The organism is Dyella acidiphila, assembly GCF_014863405.1.
Taxonomy (GTDB): Bacteria; Pseudomonadota; Gammaproteobacteria; order Xanthomonadales; family Rhodanobacteraceae; genus Dyella_B; species Dyella_B acidiphila.
Window position 1 is genome coordinate 63,288 of sequence record NZ_JACZZA010000009.1, and the last position, 14,089, is coordinate 77,376.

Consider the following 14,089-nt stretch of genomic DNA (forward strand, 5'->3'; position numbering starts at 1 on the left):
TGGTGATGCCGCGGCGGGATCCCGCCGCGGCAGCGGAGAGGCTTAGTCGGCGTCGCCGGCTTCCTGCGAACGGCCGCCACGGCCGCCGCGACCGCCACGGCGATCGTCGCGGTCGCCGCCGCGCGGGCCGCCCTTCTTGGCCGGCGGGTTGCGGCGCGGTGCTGCGGCGCGGCGCTCGTCGTCCTTGGCGACCGGGTTGCCTTCTTCGTCCAGTTCGACGAATTCGTTGGCATCGCCCTGGGCGGCGGCCGGAGCGGCAGCCTTGCCTTCAAGGATCGAGTCGGCAGCGGCGCGGGCGTACAGCTGGATCGCGCGGATGGCGTCGTCGTTGCCCGGGATGGCGTAGTCGACCAGTTCCGGGTTGTAGTTGGTATCGACCACGGCGATCACCGGGATGCCGAGCTTCTTGGCTTCCTGCACGGCGATGTTTTCATGGCCGATATCGACCACGAACAGCGCGTCGGGCAGGCGGTTCATGTTCTTGATGCCGCCCAGCGAGTTTTCCAGCTTGGCGCGCTCGCGGCGCAGCGACAGCACTTCGTGCTTGACCAGCTTCTCGAAGCTGCCGTCGGTTTCAGCTGCTTCCAGCTCCTTCAGGCGGGCGACCGACTGCTTGACGGTGCGGAAGTTGGTCAGCATGCCGCCGAGCCAGCGGGCGGTGACGAAGGGCATGCCGGCGCGGCTGGCTTCTTCGGCCAGGGCTTCGCGGGCGGAGCGCTTGGTGCCCACGAACAGCACGGTGCCGCGCTTCTGCGCCAGACCCGACAGGAAGTTCATCGCGTCGGTGAACAGCGGCAAGGTCTTTTCGAGGTTGATGATGTGGATCTTGCCGCGGGCGCCAAAGATGTACGGAGCCATCTTCGGGTTCCAGTAGCGGGTCTGGTGACCGAAATGCACGCCAGCTTCCAACATCTGACGCATGGTGACTTGAGCCATGGTAGTACTCCTGCAATGGGCCTTTTTCGATTGGCCCGGGGGTTGGGACCTCCACGTATCCCCGGCTTCGACCGCGTTGCCCATGGCTTGAAGAGGGCAGCCGCGGCACCCCGAAGGCGGTGCCGATACGTGTGTGGCATTAGGTTGGGCTTGTACCGCGGCGCGGTTACAATCCCAGCTCGATTTGCGCCGTGCGGGCCACCAGGTGGCCGGAAGCGGTCTGCAAAACCCGGAAATTGTAGCCGGGATCACCGCTTCGCGGCAAGTTGCTGGTTTTTCGGAACTTTGCCGCCATATGACACTGACTTATGGCCATTACCCTCAAATCAGTCCAAGACCTCGAAGGCATGCGCGTCGCCGGCCAGCTGGCGGCCGAAGTGCTGGCCATGCTCAAGGAGCACGTCAAGCCCGGCGTCACCACCGAGGACCTGGACCGGCTCGCCTACGAGCACATTGTGAATGTGCAGAAGGCGACCCCGGCCAATGTGGGCTACCACGGCTTCCCCAAGACCTTGTGCACCTCGGTCAACCATGTGATCTGCCATGGCATTCCCAGCCCGGGCAAGGTGCTGAAGGACGGCGACATCATCAATCTCGACGTCACCGTCATCAAAGATGGCTGGCACGGCGATACCAGCCGCATGTACTTCGTCGGCGCCCCCGGCGTGCTGGCCAAGCGGCTGGTGGACACCACCCACGAGGCGATGATGCGCGGCATCCAGGCGGTGCGCCCCGGCGCCACCCTGGGCGATGTGGGCCACGCGATCCAGAAGCATGCCGAAGCGGCCGGCTTCTCGATCGTGCGCGAGTACTGCGGCCACGGCATCGGCAAGGTCTATCACGACGAGCCACAGGTGCTGCACTACGGCAAGCCCGGCACTGGCGTGGTGCTGCAGAAGGGCATGACCTTCACCGTCGAGCCGATGGTCAACGCCGGCAAGCCGCATACCAAGCAGCTGCCCGACGGCTGGACCGTGGTGACCAAGGATCATTCGCTCTCCGCGCAGTGGGAACACACCATCGCGGTGACCGACGACGGCTACGAGATCCTCACGCCCTGGCCGGACGCGTAAGCGTTTTCCGGGGCCGGCGGCGCAAGCGCCAGCCCCGCATGCGCGAAGGGCGATCAGTTCAACGCCGGCCTTGCCCACTGCCATCGCAGAGTGGGTACGCTTCAGTGCTCAGCCCTGTTGCCCGCGCCGCTTCCCCATGACGTCATCCGCCCATCCGCTTCCACCCTTGCCACGCCTGCCGGTTGCCGTGCCCCGCTCGGGCGTCTCGGCCGAAGCACGCCGCGCGTTGCGGCAATTGCTCGGCGACCTGGATCGCGCCATTGCGGTGGCGTTTCGCGATGGTGCCGATGCCAGCGAACTGGCGCGCCGGCGCGGCGATTCGGTCACGCGCATCGTGGTGCATGTGTGGATGGCCTGCCTGGGCGAGGTGAATGACGCGGCGCTGTTCGCCATCGGCGGTTTCGGGCGCGGCTTGTTGTTTCCCTATTCGGATATCGACTTGCTGGCGCTGGTCGAGCAGCCCGACGCATCACGCCTGCGTGCGTTGGAGCAATGCTTTGCCACGCTGTGGGACGTGGGCCTTAAAGTCGGCCACGCCGTGCGCGAGCCGGTGCAGTGCAAGTCCCTGGCGGCCGCCGAAGCAAGCGTATTTACCAGCCTGCTGGATGCGCGGCGCCTGGCCGGCGATCCCTCGCTGGACCTTCGCCTGCGCGCGATCGTCGACGCGCCGGAGATGTGGCCGCCGCGCGAATACCTGCAGGCGCGCCTGGCCGAACGCGATGCACGGCACGCGCGCTACGACGACACCGCCTACAACCTCGAGCCCAACCTGAAAGACGGCCCCGGCGGTCTGCGCACGCTCGATTCGCTGCGCTGGCTGGGCAAGCGTCTGGCGCATGCCAATGACTTCCCCGACATGGTCACCGAGGGCCTGCTCGATCCGGCCGAATGCGACACGCTGCTACAGGCCGAAGCCACCTTGCGGCGCTATCGATTTGCGCTGCACCTGGAAGCGGGACGGCCGGAAGAGCGATTGCTGTTCGATTACCAGCGCGCGATTGCCGCGCGGCTGGGCTTCGAAGACGAGCACGAAAAAAATCTTGGCGTCGAGCAATTCATGCAGGGCTATTACCGCGCGGCCAGCCAGGTCGAGCGCCTCGGCATCCAGATCGCCGAGCGCTTCGAAGAAATGCTGGAGCCGCCCAGCGCCGAGCAGGCGGTGGGCGCCGATTTCATCCGCTACGGCGCCCGCATGGCGGTACGCGATCCGGATCTGTTCGTGCACCGCCCGGCGGCGCTGGTCGACATCTTCATCGCGCGGCTCGATCAGCAAGGCGTGATCGGCTTTACTGCCGACACCATGCGCCGCATCCACCAGGCCACGGCGGCGCTGGATGGTCGGCTGGCCGACGATCCGGATGTGCTGGTGTCGTTCCTGCGCCTGCTGCGGCGTGGCGCGCCGGCGGTGGACGCGTTGTGGCGCATGAATCGCCATGGCTTGCTGGCGGCGATCCTGCCGGCGTTCGGCAAGGTATTCGGGCGCATGCAGTACGACCTGTTCCATGTGTACACGGTCGACGAACACACCTTGCGCGTGTTGCGCAATGTGGCGCGTTTTGCCGATCTCGCCACGCAGGCCGAGTTTCCGCTGGGCTGCGAGGTGTGGGCGACGCTGCCCAAACCGGAGGTGCTGCTGCTGGCGGCCTTGTTCCACGATATCGCCAAAGGCCGCGGTGGCGATCATTCCGTGCTGGGCGAAGAAGACGCGCGCGCCTTCGGCAAGAAAATCGGCCTGCCCGAGGACGACATCGAGCGCGTTGCGTGGCTGGTGCGCTGGCATTTGCTGATGAGCACCACCGCGCAGCGCCAGGACATTACCGATCCGGATGTGGTGCATCGCTTCGCCAATGCGGTGGGCGGGCGCGAACGCCTGGGCCAGCTGTATCTGCTGACCATCGCCGACATCATCGGCACCAGCCCGCGCCTGTGGAATGCATGGAAGGACCGGCTGCTGGCAGACCTGTACACCGCCACGCGCTACGCCTTGCGGCGTGACGCCAAACCCTCCTCGGGCGCGGCTGCGCGCGCGCAGAACTGCCGCGAACAGGCGCTGGCGCTGCTCGTGGCCGACGGTAAGGACGCGCAGGCGGTGACCCGGCTGTGGGACAGCTTCCCGATGCTGAGTTTCCTGCGCCATCGTCCCGAACAGATCGCCTGGCAGACCGCTGCGATCCTGCATGGCGAAGGCAAGCTGCCGCTGATTGCGGTCAACCCCTTGTCGGTGCGCGGCAGCACGGAGCTGTTTGTGTATGCGCCCGATCGCGACGGCTTGTTCGCCAACGTCACCGCGATGCTCGACCGGCTGCATTTTTCGGTGATGGAGGCGCGCGTGCTCAGCTCGCCCGACGGCAAGGCGATGGATACCTTCCTGCTGCTGGAAGCGGAAACGCAAAAGCCTGCGACGCACGAGCGCGCCGACGAACTGCATCAGCGCCTGCAGCGTGCGCTGGCGCAGTCGGCGCCGATCATGCCGCCCCGGCGCAGCATGTCGCGGCATCTGAAGCACTTCCAGATGGCGCCGCGGATCGACTTCAAGCAGGCGGACGGGCGTACCCAGATGGCCCTGGTCTGCAGCGACCGCCCAGGCCTGCTGGCTGCTGTCACGCAAGTGATGATGGCCTGCGAGGTGCGCGTGCACGATGCGCGCATCGCCACCTTCGGCGAACGGGTGGAAGACTTTTTCCAGCTGACCGACCGCCGCAATGCGCCGCTGGGCGAGACACAGCAACAGCGTCTGTGGCAGGCTTTGACAGAGCGGATCGGACCACAGAGCTTGTCCGCATAGCCCCCGGGCTGTGCGTCATGCTGCAAGGAATGATTTCCCGCGGGGCTGCATGCAGGCGGCCTGCCATCCCCATTTCCCTCTCCGTTTGGCTGACTTTGCCAAGAAGGCTGCGTGTCCATGTCCACCTCGCACAAGATTCTGAAAATCGCCCGCCAGGTTCATCTCTATCTCGGCGTATTCATCGCCCCGGCGCTGCTGTTCTTTGCGCTTACCGGCGGCCTGCAGGTTTTCAGCCTGCATGAAACCACCCGCGGCAGCGACTACAAGCCGCCGGCCTGGCTGGTGACGCTGGCGCAGCTGCACAAGAAGCAGACCACGGTGGTGCCGGTGCACAAGCCGCGGCCGATGGATGCCGACAATCACGCCGCGGCCGCCCCCAGTCCGGCACCGGTTGTCGCGGCAGTACCTGCGGCGCCGAGCAAGGCGGACATGCCGCGCGCGGATTCGAAACATCCGCTGCCGCTGAAAATCTTCTCGGCGCTGGTGGCGCTGGGCCTGTTCGTCTCCACGCTGATCGGCCTGTACATGGCGTATCGCTATACACGCCGGCCGGCCCTGATCACCGGCCTGCTGCTGGCCGGCATCGTGGTGCCGGTCGTACTCGCTCTTATCTAGGCGCTCTTGACCCGCGCCATACATCGCCGCAAGGCCGCTGGTTGTAATCTTCACCATTCGAACCGAAACGCGAGTCTTCCATGCAGTCCATCGAGAGCCTGATCAACGACGCCTTCGAGCGCCGCAACGACCTCACCCAGAGCGAAATCGAAACCCATCTGCGCCCCGCGCTGACCCAGGTGATGGATCTGCTCGAAACGGGCGAACAGCGCGTTGCCGCGCCGGACGGAAAGGGTGGCTGGACCGTCAATCAATGGCTGAAGAAAGCGGTGCTGCTGTACTTCCGCATCAACGGCAATCGCGTGGTGGATGGCGGCGCGGCGCAGGCCTTCGACAAGGTGCCGTTGCGCTTTGCGCACGGCAACGATATCGAGCTGGAGAATCTCGGTGCGCGCGTGGTGCCCGGTGCACTGGTGCGCCGCGGTGCGCATATCGCCAAGGATGCCGTGCTGATGCCCAGCTACGTCAACATCGGCGCCTATGTCGGTGCCGGCAGCATGGTGGATACCTGGGCCACGGTCGGCTCCTGCGCGCAGATCGGCGCCGGTGTGCATCTGTCCGGCGGCGTCGGCATCGGTGGCGTGCTGGAGCCGCTGCAGGCCAATCCCACCATCATCGAGGACAACTGCTTTATCGGCGCGCGTTCGGAAGTGGTGGAGGGCGTGGTGGTGGAGCGCGGCAGCGTGATCGGCATGGGCGTGTTCCTGGGCCAGTCCACGCGCATCTACAACCGCGCCACCGGCGAAGTCAGCTACGGTCGCGTGCCCGCCGGCAGCGTGGTGGTAGCCGGCAATCTGCCGGCCAAGGACGGTACGCACAGTCTGTACGCCGCGATCATCGTCAAGCAGGTGGACGAGAAAACGCGCAGCAAGACCGGCATCAACGAACTGCTGCGCAGCGGCGAATAAGCGGCATGTCGGCAAGCTCGCAGCCTGTGCGCGGCCGAGTGTATGCACTGGCCGCGCTTGCGCTGGCGATGCTGATACTCGCATTCGTACTGCCGCCGTTTGCGCAGCCGCAGCAGTATCACGCCTTCGCCGATCAACGCGCGTGGCTGGGCATTCCCAACTACGGCAATGTCGCTTCCAACGTGATGTTCCTGGTGGTGGGGCTGGCCGGCCTGCTGGCCATGCGCCAGCCCGCGGTGCAGGCGCTGAACGCCGCTGCGCGCCATGCCTATGCGCTAATGTTCGCCGGCCTGGTCGTCACCGCCTTCGGTTCGGCGTATTACCACTGGGCGCCATCCGATGTGCGGCTGATGTGGGATCGGCTGCCGATGACCCTGGTATTCATGCCGCTGTTGGCGGCGACCTATGCCGAGCGCCTGCGTTGGCGCTCCTGGCTGCCGTTGCCGGTGCTGACCTTGCTCGGCGTCGGCAGCGTGCTGTACTGGCGCTTCAGCGGCAACCTGATGCCGTATTTCGTGGCGCAGGGCGGCTCCATCCTGCTGATCCTGCTGGCGCTGGTGCTGTTGCCCACGCCGTGGACGAAGCGCGGCCTGCTGTGGTTCGCACTGGGCTGCTATGCCATCGCCTTTGTCAGCGAGAAATGTGACCTGGCGATCTTCCAGCTCACCCACGGCATCCTCAGCGGGCATACCATCAAGCATCTGGTCGCGGCGGCAGGCTTTTGCTTCATGCTGCAGATGCTGCGGCAACAACACCTCAAGACGGATCCGGATCGATGACTGCTCCCACGCTTTACGGCCTGCCCAATTGCGATACCTGCAAAAAGGCGCGCAACTGGCTCACCCGCTTCGACGTCGCGCACGAGTTCGTCGACTATCGCGCCCATCCGGTGGCGCCCGCCACGCTGAAGAGCTGGGCGCAGCAACTGGGCGGCTGGGACAAGCTGGTCAATAAATCCGGTACCACCTGGCGCAATCTGCTGCCGCAGCGCAAGAACCCGGCCAGCGATCCGGAGTGGACCTTGTTGTTGAAGGAGTATCCGGCGCTGGTCCGCCGCCCGGTGGTGGTGCAGCCCGATGGTGCGGTGAGCGTGGGTTTCACCGATAACGGCTTCAAGAAACTGTTCGGGCGTTGAACCTATGTCGGACGTCTTCGAGCTTGCGACCAACCTGATCCGCCGCCGTTCGGTCACCCCGGAAGACGCCGGCTGCCTGCCACTGATCGGCGAACGTCTGGCGGGGCTGGGCTTTCGCGTCGAGCATCTGCGCTATGGCGAGGTCGACAACCTGTGGGCGACACATGCTGCGAGCGGGGCGAGCGCCAAGGGGCCGCTGCTGGTGTTTCTGGGCCACACCGATGTGGTGCCCAGCGGCCCGGAAGATCAGTGGCAAAGCCCGCCGTTCGAACCGGTGGTTCGCGATGGCCGTCTATACGGCCGCGGCGCAGCCGATATGAAAGGTTCGGTGGCGGCGATGGTGGTGGCACTGGAGCGTTTCGTCAGCGCACATCCGGATCATCCCGGCCGCGTCGGCCTGCTCCTGACCAGTGACGAAGAAGGGCCGACCAATCTGGACGGCGTGCGCCGCGTTGCCGAGCATTTTCGCAGCACTGGCGAGCACATCGACTGGTGCGTGGTGGGCGAGCCGTCGGCAAAGCAGCGACTTGGCGACCTGATCCGAGTGGGGCGCCGTGGTTCGCTGTCGGGCACGCTGACCGTGCGCGGCGTGCAGGGGCACGTGGCGTATCCGGACAAGGCGCTCAATCCCATCCATGCCTTTGCGCCGGCCTTGGCCGCGCTGGCGGCAGAACGCTGGGACAGCGGCAATGCCGATTTCCCGCCCACCTCGTTCCAGGTTTCCAATCTCAATGCCGGCACTGGCGCCAGCAATGTGATTCCCGGCGCGCTGCACGCGCTGATCAATTTCCGCTACAGCACGGCAAGCACGGCGGCGGAACTGCGCGCACGCACCGAGGCGATCCTGGCCGCACACGGCCTGAATTACGAGCTGGAGTGGAATCTTTCCGGCGAGCCCTTCCTTACGCCCGCAGGCGGCCGCCTGCGGGACGTGGTGGTGTCGGTATGCCGCGATCTGTGCCAGCTCGATTCGGAGCAGAGCACCGGCGGCGGTACTTCGGACGGGCGCTTTATCGCGCCGCTGGGCGCCGAAGTGGTGGAACTGGGCCCGGTCAACGCCACCATCCACAAAGCGGACGAATGCGTGGACGTAGCCGAGCTCGAACGCCTGCCGGAGCTGTATCTGGCGATTTGCGAACGGATGTTGCCGGCATCAGCCTGATGCCGGCTCCAGCACCAGCGTGTGCTGGTCGCTGCCGGGACGCAGCGGCGTAGGCCGCCCGTGCACCCAATCCTCGTGGCCGGCGCCGTAGAACGGCGACAGCGGGTTGTCGCTCTGGCCGCCGGGCATTTCCAGGATGCCCTGGTCCTCGTGCCCCGGCGCCACATCGAAGCGTTCGGAAGCGCCAAAGCCGGGGCCTGCCACGCGCGGCATATTGTGATCGCCCGGCAGTTCGTCATCCGGCATGTTGAGCAAACGCCCCACCAGCGCCGGCAGTGCGCGCGCCAGCGGATGATCGATCTTGGCGTGATTCACTTCGCCCCAGTTGCGGGCCGCCAGGCCGCCCGGTTGCTGGCCTAGCGTATCGGCGACATTGTGCGCGGCCTGCAACAGCAGCGCACGCCAGTCGTGATAGCGCGGATCGAGCAGGTTGGCCGGCTGCTGCTGCACCATCGCCCACACGGCAGCTTCCTGGTTGCCGGGGCCGGGCCATTCGAAATCCGGGAAACGACGCTGGATCTGCGCGGCAAACGGTGCCAGCACCAGCTTGTGCACTTCTTCGCGGAAGGCGTGCACCAGACGGTAATCGACACTGTCCGGTGCGGCTTCGTTGCGCCATGCGGCGGTGAGCTGACGCAAGCTGTTGAGCGCCGGATCGTCCACATTGGCGAGCGTCTGCTGCAGCAGTTGCTGCCAGCGGGTGAGGAACAGGGCGTGATTGTCGAGCTGGATATCCAGCGCATTGCCGGGCGCGAAATCCGAATGCGCGTGCAGATCGTCGCGGATCTGCTGAGCACGCGCGCCGACATCCTGGCCGCCGTTGCCGAGCAAGGCGAAGTCGTCGCCGCCGACGGTGCGGTTGTTGGCGGTCCACAGACGACCATCCGCCGGATTTTCAATACGCGGATATTGCGCAGGCGCAGCCCAGCCGGTCCAGCCGCTGTTCGGCTGCGACCAGTCGGCCGGCAGCTGCGGATCGAAACTGCTGCGCAGCGGAATGCTGTTGCTGGCGATGCTCCAGCCGATATGCCCGGCGCTGTCGGCGACCAGCAAATTCTGCGGCGGCATGCCCAGTTGCGGTGCGATATCCAGCGCGGCTGAAACATTGGCGGCGTGTTCCAACTGCATCATCGCCAGGTTGTAGCCGTGCGGCTGATTGCCGATCCAGGCCAGTGCCAGCGGCGTGCCGTCGGTGTCCTTGGCGAGAATCGGCCCCCAGCGAGTTTCATCCACTTCCAGGTGGTGCGGCGGCGCACCTTTGATCGCGATGACTTCGTCGTGCTTGTCGATCGTGGCCCAGCCTTCGGGCACCTTGTAGCGGCCGGGATCGTGCGGATCGCGCAGCACGCGCACCCAGTCGCTCCAGTCGCCGTAGCTGTTGGTGAAACCCCAGGCGATCTGGCCGTTCGATCCCACCACCAGCGCCGGTGTGCCCGGCAGCGTTACGCCGACTGCATCGCGCTGTCCGTTCGGCGCGCTCGCATCGGGATAGCGCAGGCGTGCGCGGAACCAGATATCCGGCACGCGCAGGCCCAGGTGCATGTCGTTGGCGATGATGGCTGCGCCGGAGCGGGTGAGATTGCCGGCCACCGCAAAGCTGTTGCTGCCGGGGTAGGCGATATCCACCGGCGCGGCAGCGGCATAGACGAGCTTGCTATCGCCGGCCGCATGGGCCTGCTGGCGCAGATCGTAGACATCGGCGCCGGGTACCACCGGTGACGGCGACACGCTGCCTTTCAGTGGCGCTTCCCAGTTTGGATCGGGCGACAGCAGAAAATCGGCCATGCCGGCCGGCAACACGGTGTGCAATTGCGCGATCTGCAGTTTGCGCTCGTTCTTGCCATCGCCGTTGAGGTCCAGATACATCGCGCCGATCACCAGCAAGCTGTCTTCCGAGCGCCACGCCTGCGGCTGGGTACCCAGCAGCAAGTATTCCCAGGGCTTTTCGCGCAGATGCGCCAGGCCGGCGTTGACGCCGTCGCGGTAGACATCAAGCATGTGCCTTTGCTCGGGCGGCAATGCGGCATAGGCCGCTGCTGCCACCGCGCGCAGGCGCTGGCGGCGATGGTCGATATCGGTGGGCAGGGCGGCCGCACCGACCAGTTCGGATAGTTCGCCGGCAGCCATGCGCCGCATCAGGTCCATCGGGAAGAAGCGCTCCTGCGCGTGCACATAGCCGAGCGCGAAGCTGATGTCGTCGCGCGATTGCCCGCTGATGGTGGCGGTGCCCAGCGCATCGCGGCTGATGGTGACCGGATGGCCCGGGCCGGCCAGCACCTGCCGGCCATCGAGCTGGGCGCGGCTGCCGGCCAGCAGCCACCAGCCCGCGCCGACGGCGCAGAGCACGATCAGGAGCAACAACAGCAGGCCTGCGCGAAACCAGCGGAAGCGCGTTTTCATTGGTTGGCAAACACCGCGAAGATGCCCGCATAGGGCTTGACCATGAAGGTAGGAGCGCCGGCGTAGCCGGTGCCGTCGATGTAGAACTGCGAGATGGTGCCGTCCAGGTACAGCGCATCGCGGCAGCCGAGCTTGTCGCGGAACAGCGAGGCGAAGGTATGGAAATTCACCGGCGCCTCGCTCACCGCAAACACCGCCTGATAGGGATTGCGCGCACATACGCCGCTGCGCCATTTGGTGCTGTTGGAATCGTCGACGAAGCGATTGTTGATCTGCCCGTCCACCACCAGCATCGGCCCCGATTGCGTGGCCCAGTCCACCGCCTTGCCGTCAGCCTTGAACTGCGTGCTGCTGCGCACGGCCGCATGGCCATCCGGATAGATCGCAAAGACGCCATTGGGCTGGATCGAGAAATTGCCGGCATCCGGATTGCCGCGGAACAGATTCAGCGGCACCAGGGTCTTGCCGTGTTCCACATACAGGCCCAGCGGCGAGAACGACTGATCGTAGATGCCGGCGTTGGCCGCGAACATCAGCCGCTTGTTGTTCGCCGCGCCCCATTCGCGCAGCGACTGGATATCGCCGAAGGCCTGGCCGGTATCGGGATTCTTCCAGTGCAGGCTCAGCGATTCGCGGTGCAGGTCCAGGCTGACCACGGTGAAATCCTGGCCCTGGAAATTCACGTCGCGGCTCTCCATCGGTTGCAGCTGGCTGTCGCAGCCGGTCAGCAGCAACAGCCCGAGCGCAGCGAGCAGTCGGGGCAATGGGCGGCGCAACCGTGGGTGGGGCGTGGACGGGAGCATTCCCAGATGGTCGCTGGCAGACCGCAACGGATGCAAGAGCTAGACTTCGCGTTTCCGTCCGGATAGACCCCATGCCGTACACGCCGATTGTCGCCACGCTTGGCTACGTGCTTTCGCCAGACCGGCGCAAGGTGTTGATGATTCACCGCAATGCGCGGCCGGACGACCAGCATCTGGGCAAGTACAACGGCCTCGGCGGCAAGATGGAACCGGACGAAGACATCGCGGCCTGCATGCGGCGCGAGATCCGCGAGGAAGCGGGTATCGAATGCGAATCGATGCAGCTGCGCGGCACGCTCAACTGGCCCGGCTTCGGCAAGCAGGGTGAAGACTGGCTGGGCTTTATCTTCGTCATCGACCGTTTTACCGGCGAGCCGTTGACGCAGAACCCGGAAGGTACGCTGGAGTGGATCGAGCGCGAGCGCATCATGACGCTGCCGATGTGGGAAGGCGACCGCCATTTCCTGCCGCTGGTGTTCGATGCCGATCCGCGGCCGTTTCATGGCGTGATGCCGTACCTGGACGGACGCATGCAGTCGTGGACGTACAGTCGGCTGTGAGCGAATCCGTGGCGGCGCGAAAGATCCGCATCGTCGCCGCGATGATCCGCGACGAACAGGGGCGCGTGCTGCTGGTGCGCAAGCGCGGCGCGCAGGTGTTCCAGCAGCCGGGCGGCAAGCGCGACGCAGGCGATCGCGACGATCTGCATACGCTGGCGCGGGAGCTGGCAGAGGAGCTTGGCTGCAGCATGCAGCGCGAGGGTGCGCGCCTGCTTGGCTGCTTCAGTGCACCGGCCGCCAACGAGCCGGGGTGCGTCGTGGAAGCGGTGGTGTATGAAGTGCGCGCCAGCGGCCCATTCACGGCCGCTGCCGAAATCGAGGCCTTGCAGTGGGTGGATCCGGCGCAGCCGGGCGATCTGCCGATGGCCCCGCTTAGCCGTGAGCAACTGCTGCCGCTGATGGTCGGTGCTTCCGAAGACCGTCACTCCCGCTTGGGGGAATGACGGAGCCCGGGATGTACGGGATTAGCGCGGCGTAATACAGCCAGCGCGGCCTTAGGGCGCCTTGCGCACCGCCACCACGGCATTGAGGCCGCCAAACGCAAACGAATTGCTCAGCGCCGCCTGCACCGGCATGACGCGCGCTTCGTTCGGCACATAGTCCAGGTCACAGGCCGGATCCGGGCCAAGATAATTCAGGGTCGGCGGCACGATGCCGGTGCGCAGCGCACCGATGGTGGCGATCAGTTCCAGCGCGCCGCCGCCGCCCAGTACATGGCCGTGCATTGGCTTGGTCGAGGAAATCGCCAGGCGTCGTGCATGCTCGCCGAACACTTGATGGATCGCGCGGGTTTCGGTGCTGTCGTTGGCCACCGTGCCGGTGCCGTGCGCGTTGATGTAGTCGATGTCGCTAGGCTGCATGCCGGCATCGGTCAGGGCTGCGCGCATGGCGGCGGCCGCGCCGGCATCGGAGGGTGCCGCGATATCGCCGGCATCGGCGCTCATGCCTACGCCGGCCAGCTCGGCCAGGATGGTGGCGCCACGTGCCTGCGCGCTTTCCAGGGTTTCCAGCACAAACATTGCCGCGCCTTCGCCCAGCACCAGCCCACGCCGGTTGGCGCTGAACGGGCGGCAGGTATCGGGCGAGAGCACGCGCATCGCTTCCCAGGCATGCAGCAGTCCTGGCGTGATGCAGGCTTCCGTGCCGCCGACCACGGCGGCATCGATCAGCCCTGCGCGCATCATCAGTGCAGCTTGCGCGATGGCATGGTTGGACGAAGCACAGGCGCTGGCGACGGTGAAAGTAGGGCCGGTGATGCCATGCGTCATGCTGATCTGGCTTGGTGGCGCATTGCCCATGATGCGCACGATGCCCAGCGGGTGAAAGCGCGTGGATTGTTCGCCGTAGAGTTTTTGATAAAACCCTTCGCGCGTTTCCTCGCCGGCAACGCCCACGCCGACCACCACGGCGGTACGTGCAGCGCGCTCGTTGCGGAAGCTCAGGCCGGATTGCGCGATGGCTTCATTGGCGGCCACCAGGGCGTACTGGCTGAACGAGTCGAGAAAGGGCAGGCGCGCTTCGTCGATGAAAGCGCGCGGCTCGAAGTCGGAAATTTCCGCCACGACCAAGGCCGGGTTGCGCAGGCGCTGCGGCAGCACGCGCCGGATCGGCGCAACACCGCTGCGTCCTTCGCTCATCGCCTGCCAGGTGTCGGCAGCGTTGTGGCCGAGCGCGCAGATGGCGCCCATGCCGGTGATCACGATACGAGGCAT

General features: G+C 65.9%; 13 protein-coding genes. 9 read left to right on the top strand and 4 right to left on the bottom strand.

What is annotated here, in order from left to right:
• Positions 1 to 42: 42 nt before the first annotated feature.
• The gene (rpsB, locus tag IGX34_RS14755; protein WP_192556486.1) at positions 43 to 936 is read right to left on the bottom strand and encodes a 30S ribosomal protein S2; all 894 of its coding nucleotides are present in this window, start codon (positions 934 to 936) and stop codon (positions 43 to 45) included.
• A gap of 308 nt (positions 937 to 1,244) precedes the next feature.
• Between rpsB and map the strand changes: the two genes are divergently transcribed.
• The 7 genes from map to dapE all read left to right on the top strand — a co-directional run bounded on the left by map (position 1,245) and on the right by dapE (position 8,614).
• Positions 1,245 to 2,009 carry a type I methionyl aminopeptidase gene (gene map, locus IGX34_RS14760; protein ID WP_192556487.1) on the top strand — a complete coding sequence of 255 codons (765 nt, stop codon included), beginning with the start codon at positions 1,245 to 1,247 and terminating at the stop codon, positions 2,007 to 2,009.
• Between the two features lie 136 nt (positions 2,010 to 2,145).
• Complete coding sequence (gene glnD, locus IGX34_RS14765) at positions 2,146 to 4,794, top strand: [protein-PII] uridylyltransferase (RefSeq protein ID WP_192556488.1); 2,649 nt, start codon at positions 2,146 to 2,148, stop codon at positions 4,792 to 4,794.
• A gap of 117 nt (positions 4,795 to 4,911) precedes the next feature.
• Positions 4,912 to 5,409 carry a PepSY domain-containing protein gene (locus IGX34_RS14770; RefSeq protein ID WP_192556489.1) on the top strand — a complete coding sequence of 166 codons (498 nt, stop codon included), beginning with the start codon at positions 4,912 to 4,914 and terminating at the stop codon, positions 5,407 to 5,409.
• 80 nt (positions 5,410 to 5,489) lie between these two features.
• Positions 5,490 to 6,317 carry a 2,3,4,5-tetrahydropyridine-2,6-dicarboxylate N-succinyltransferase gene (dapD, locus tag IGX34_RS14775; protein WP_192556490.1) on the top strand — a complete coding sequence of 276 codons (828 nt, stop codon included), beginning with the start codon at positions 5,490 to 5,492 and terminating at the stop codon, positions 6,315 to 6,317.
• Between the two features lie 5 nt (positions 6,318 to 6,322).
• Positions 6,323 to 7,096: an alkaline phytoceramidase gene (locus IGX34_RS14780; RefSeq protein ID WP_192556491.1), complete on the top strand. Its 774-nt coding sequence runs from the start codon at positions 6,323 to 6,325 to the stop codon at positions 7,094 to 7,096.
• Positions 7,093 to 7,452, top strand: a complete 360-nt coding sequence (locus tag IGX34_RS14785) for a Spx/MgsR family RNA polymerase-binding regulatory protein (protein ID WP_192556492.1) — start codon at positions 7,093 to 7,095, stop codon at positions 7,450 to 7,452. The genes IGX34_RS14780 and IGX34_RS14785 overlap by 4 nt, the downstream gene beginning before the upstream one ends.
• A 4-nt stretch (positions 7,453 to 7,456) precedes the next feature.
• A complete protein-coding gene (gene dapE, locus IGX34_RS14790; RefSeq protein WP_192556493.1) occupies positions 7,457 to 8,614 on the top strand; it encodes a succinyl-diaminopimelate desuccinylase in 1,158 nt (385 codons plus the stop codon).
• Here the strand turns inward: dapE and IGX34_RS14795 are convergent.
• Both IGX34_RS14795 and IGX34_RS14800 read right to left on the bottom strand, forming a co-directional pair.
• Complete coding sequence (locus IGX34_RS14795; RefSeq protein WP_192556494.1) at positions 8,606 to 11,014, bottom strand: penicillin acylase family protein; 2,409 nt, start codon at positions 11,012 to 11,014, stop codon at positions 8,606 to 8,608. The two genes, dapE and IGX34_RS14795, sit on opposite strands and share 9 nt — an antisense overlap.
• Positions 11,011 to 11,817 (bottom strand): phosphodiester glycosidase family protein, encoded by an 807-nt coding sequence (locus IGX34_RS14800; protein ID WP_192556495.1) that lies wholly within the window; start codon positions 11,815 to 11,817, stop codon positions 11,011 to 11,013. The genes IGX34_RS14795 and IGX34_RS14800 overlap by 4 nt, the downstream gene beginning before the upstream one ends.
• Before the next feature lie 71 nt (positions 11,818 to 11,888).
• Between IGX34_RS14800 and IGX34_RS14805 the strand changes: the two genes are divergently transcribed.
• Positions 11,889 to 12,377 (top strand): NUDIX hydrolase, encoded by a 489-nt coding sequence (locus IGX34_RS14805; protein ID WP_192556496.1) that lies wholly within the window; start codon positions 11,889 to 11,891, stop codon positions 12,375 to 12,377.
• A gap of 8 nt (positions 12,378 to 12,385) precedes the next feature.
• Complete coding sequence (locus tag IGX34_RS14810; RefSeq protein WP_338015481.1) at positions 12,386 to 12,820, top strand: NUDIX hydrolase; 435 nt, start codon at positions 12,386 to 12,388, stop codon at positions 12,818 to 12,820.
• A gap of 51 nt (positions 12,821 to 12,871) precedes the next feature.
• Here IGX34_RS14810 and IGX34_RS14815 read toward each other — a convergent pair whose 3' ends face one another.
• A complete protein-coding gene (locus IGX34_RS14815) occupies positions 12,872 to 14,089 on the bottom strand; it encodes a beta-ketoacyl-[acyl-carrier-protein] synthase family protein (RefSeq protein WP_192556497.1) in 1,218 nt (405 codons plus the stop codon).

Bases quoted from the DNA above. Each gene is read 5' to 3' on its own strand.
- rpsB (WP_192556486.1), bottom strand. From the start codon at position 936: ATGGCTCAAGTCACCATGCGTCAGATGTTGGAAGCTGGCGTGCATTTC.
- map (WP_192556487.1), top strand. From the start codon at position 1,245: ATGGCCATTACCCTCAAATCAGTCCAAGACCTCGAAGGCATGCGCGTC.
- glnD (WP_192556488.1), top strand. From the start codon at position 2,146: ATGACGTCATCCGCCCATCCGCTTCCACCCTTGCCACGCCTGCCGGTT.
- IGX34_RS14770 (WP_192556489.1), top strand. From the start codon at position 4,912: ATGTCCACCTCGCACAAGATTCTGAAAATCGCCCGCCAGGTTCATCTC.
- dapD (WP_192556490.1), top strand. From the start codon at position 5,490: ATGCAGTCCATCGAGAGCCTGATCAACGACGCCTTCGAGCGCCGCAAC.
- IGX34_RS14780 (WP_192556491.1), top strand. From the start codon at position 6,323: ATGTCGGCAAGCTCGCAGCCTGTGCGCGGCCGAGTGTATGCACTGGCC.
- IGX34_RS14785 (WP_192556492.1), top strand. From the start codon at position 7,093: ATGACTGCTCCCACGCTTTACGGCCTGCCCAATTGCGATACCTGCAAA.
- dapE (WP_192556493.1), top strand. From the start codon at position 7,457: ATGTCGGACGTCTTCGAGCTTGCGACCAACCTGATCCGCCGCCGTTCG.
- IGX34_RS14795 (WP_192556494.1), bottom strand. From the start codon at position 11,014: ATGAAAACGCGCTTCCGCTGGTTTCGCGCAGGCCTGCTGTTGTTGCTC.
- IGX34_RS14800 (WP_192556495.1), bottom strand. From the start codon at position 11,817: ATGCTCCCGTCCACGCCCCACCCACGGTTGCGCCGCCCATTGCCCCGA.
- IGX34_RS14805 (WP_192556496.1), top strand. From the start codon at position 11,889: ATGCCGTACACGCCGATTGTCGCCACGCTTGGCTACGTGCTTTCGCCA.
- IGX34_RS14815 (WP_192556497.1), bottom strand. From the start codon at position 14,089: ATGCCTCGTATCGTGATCACCGGCATGGGCGCCATCTGCGCGCTCGGC.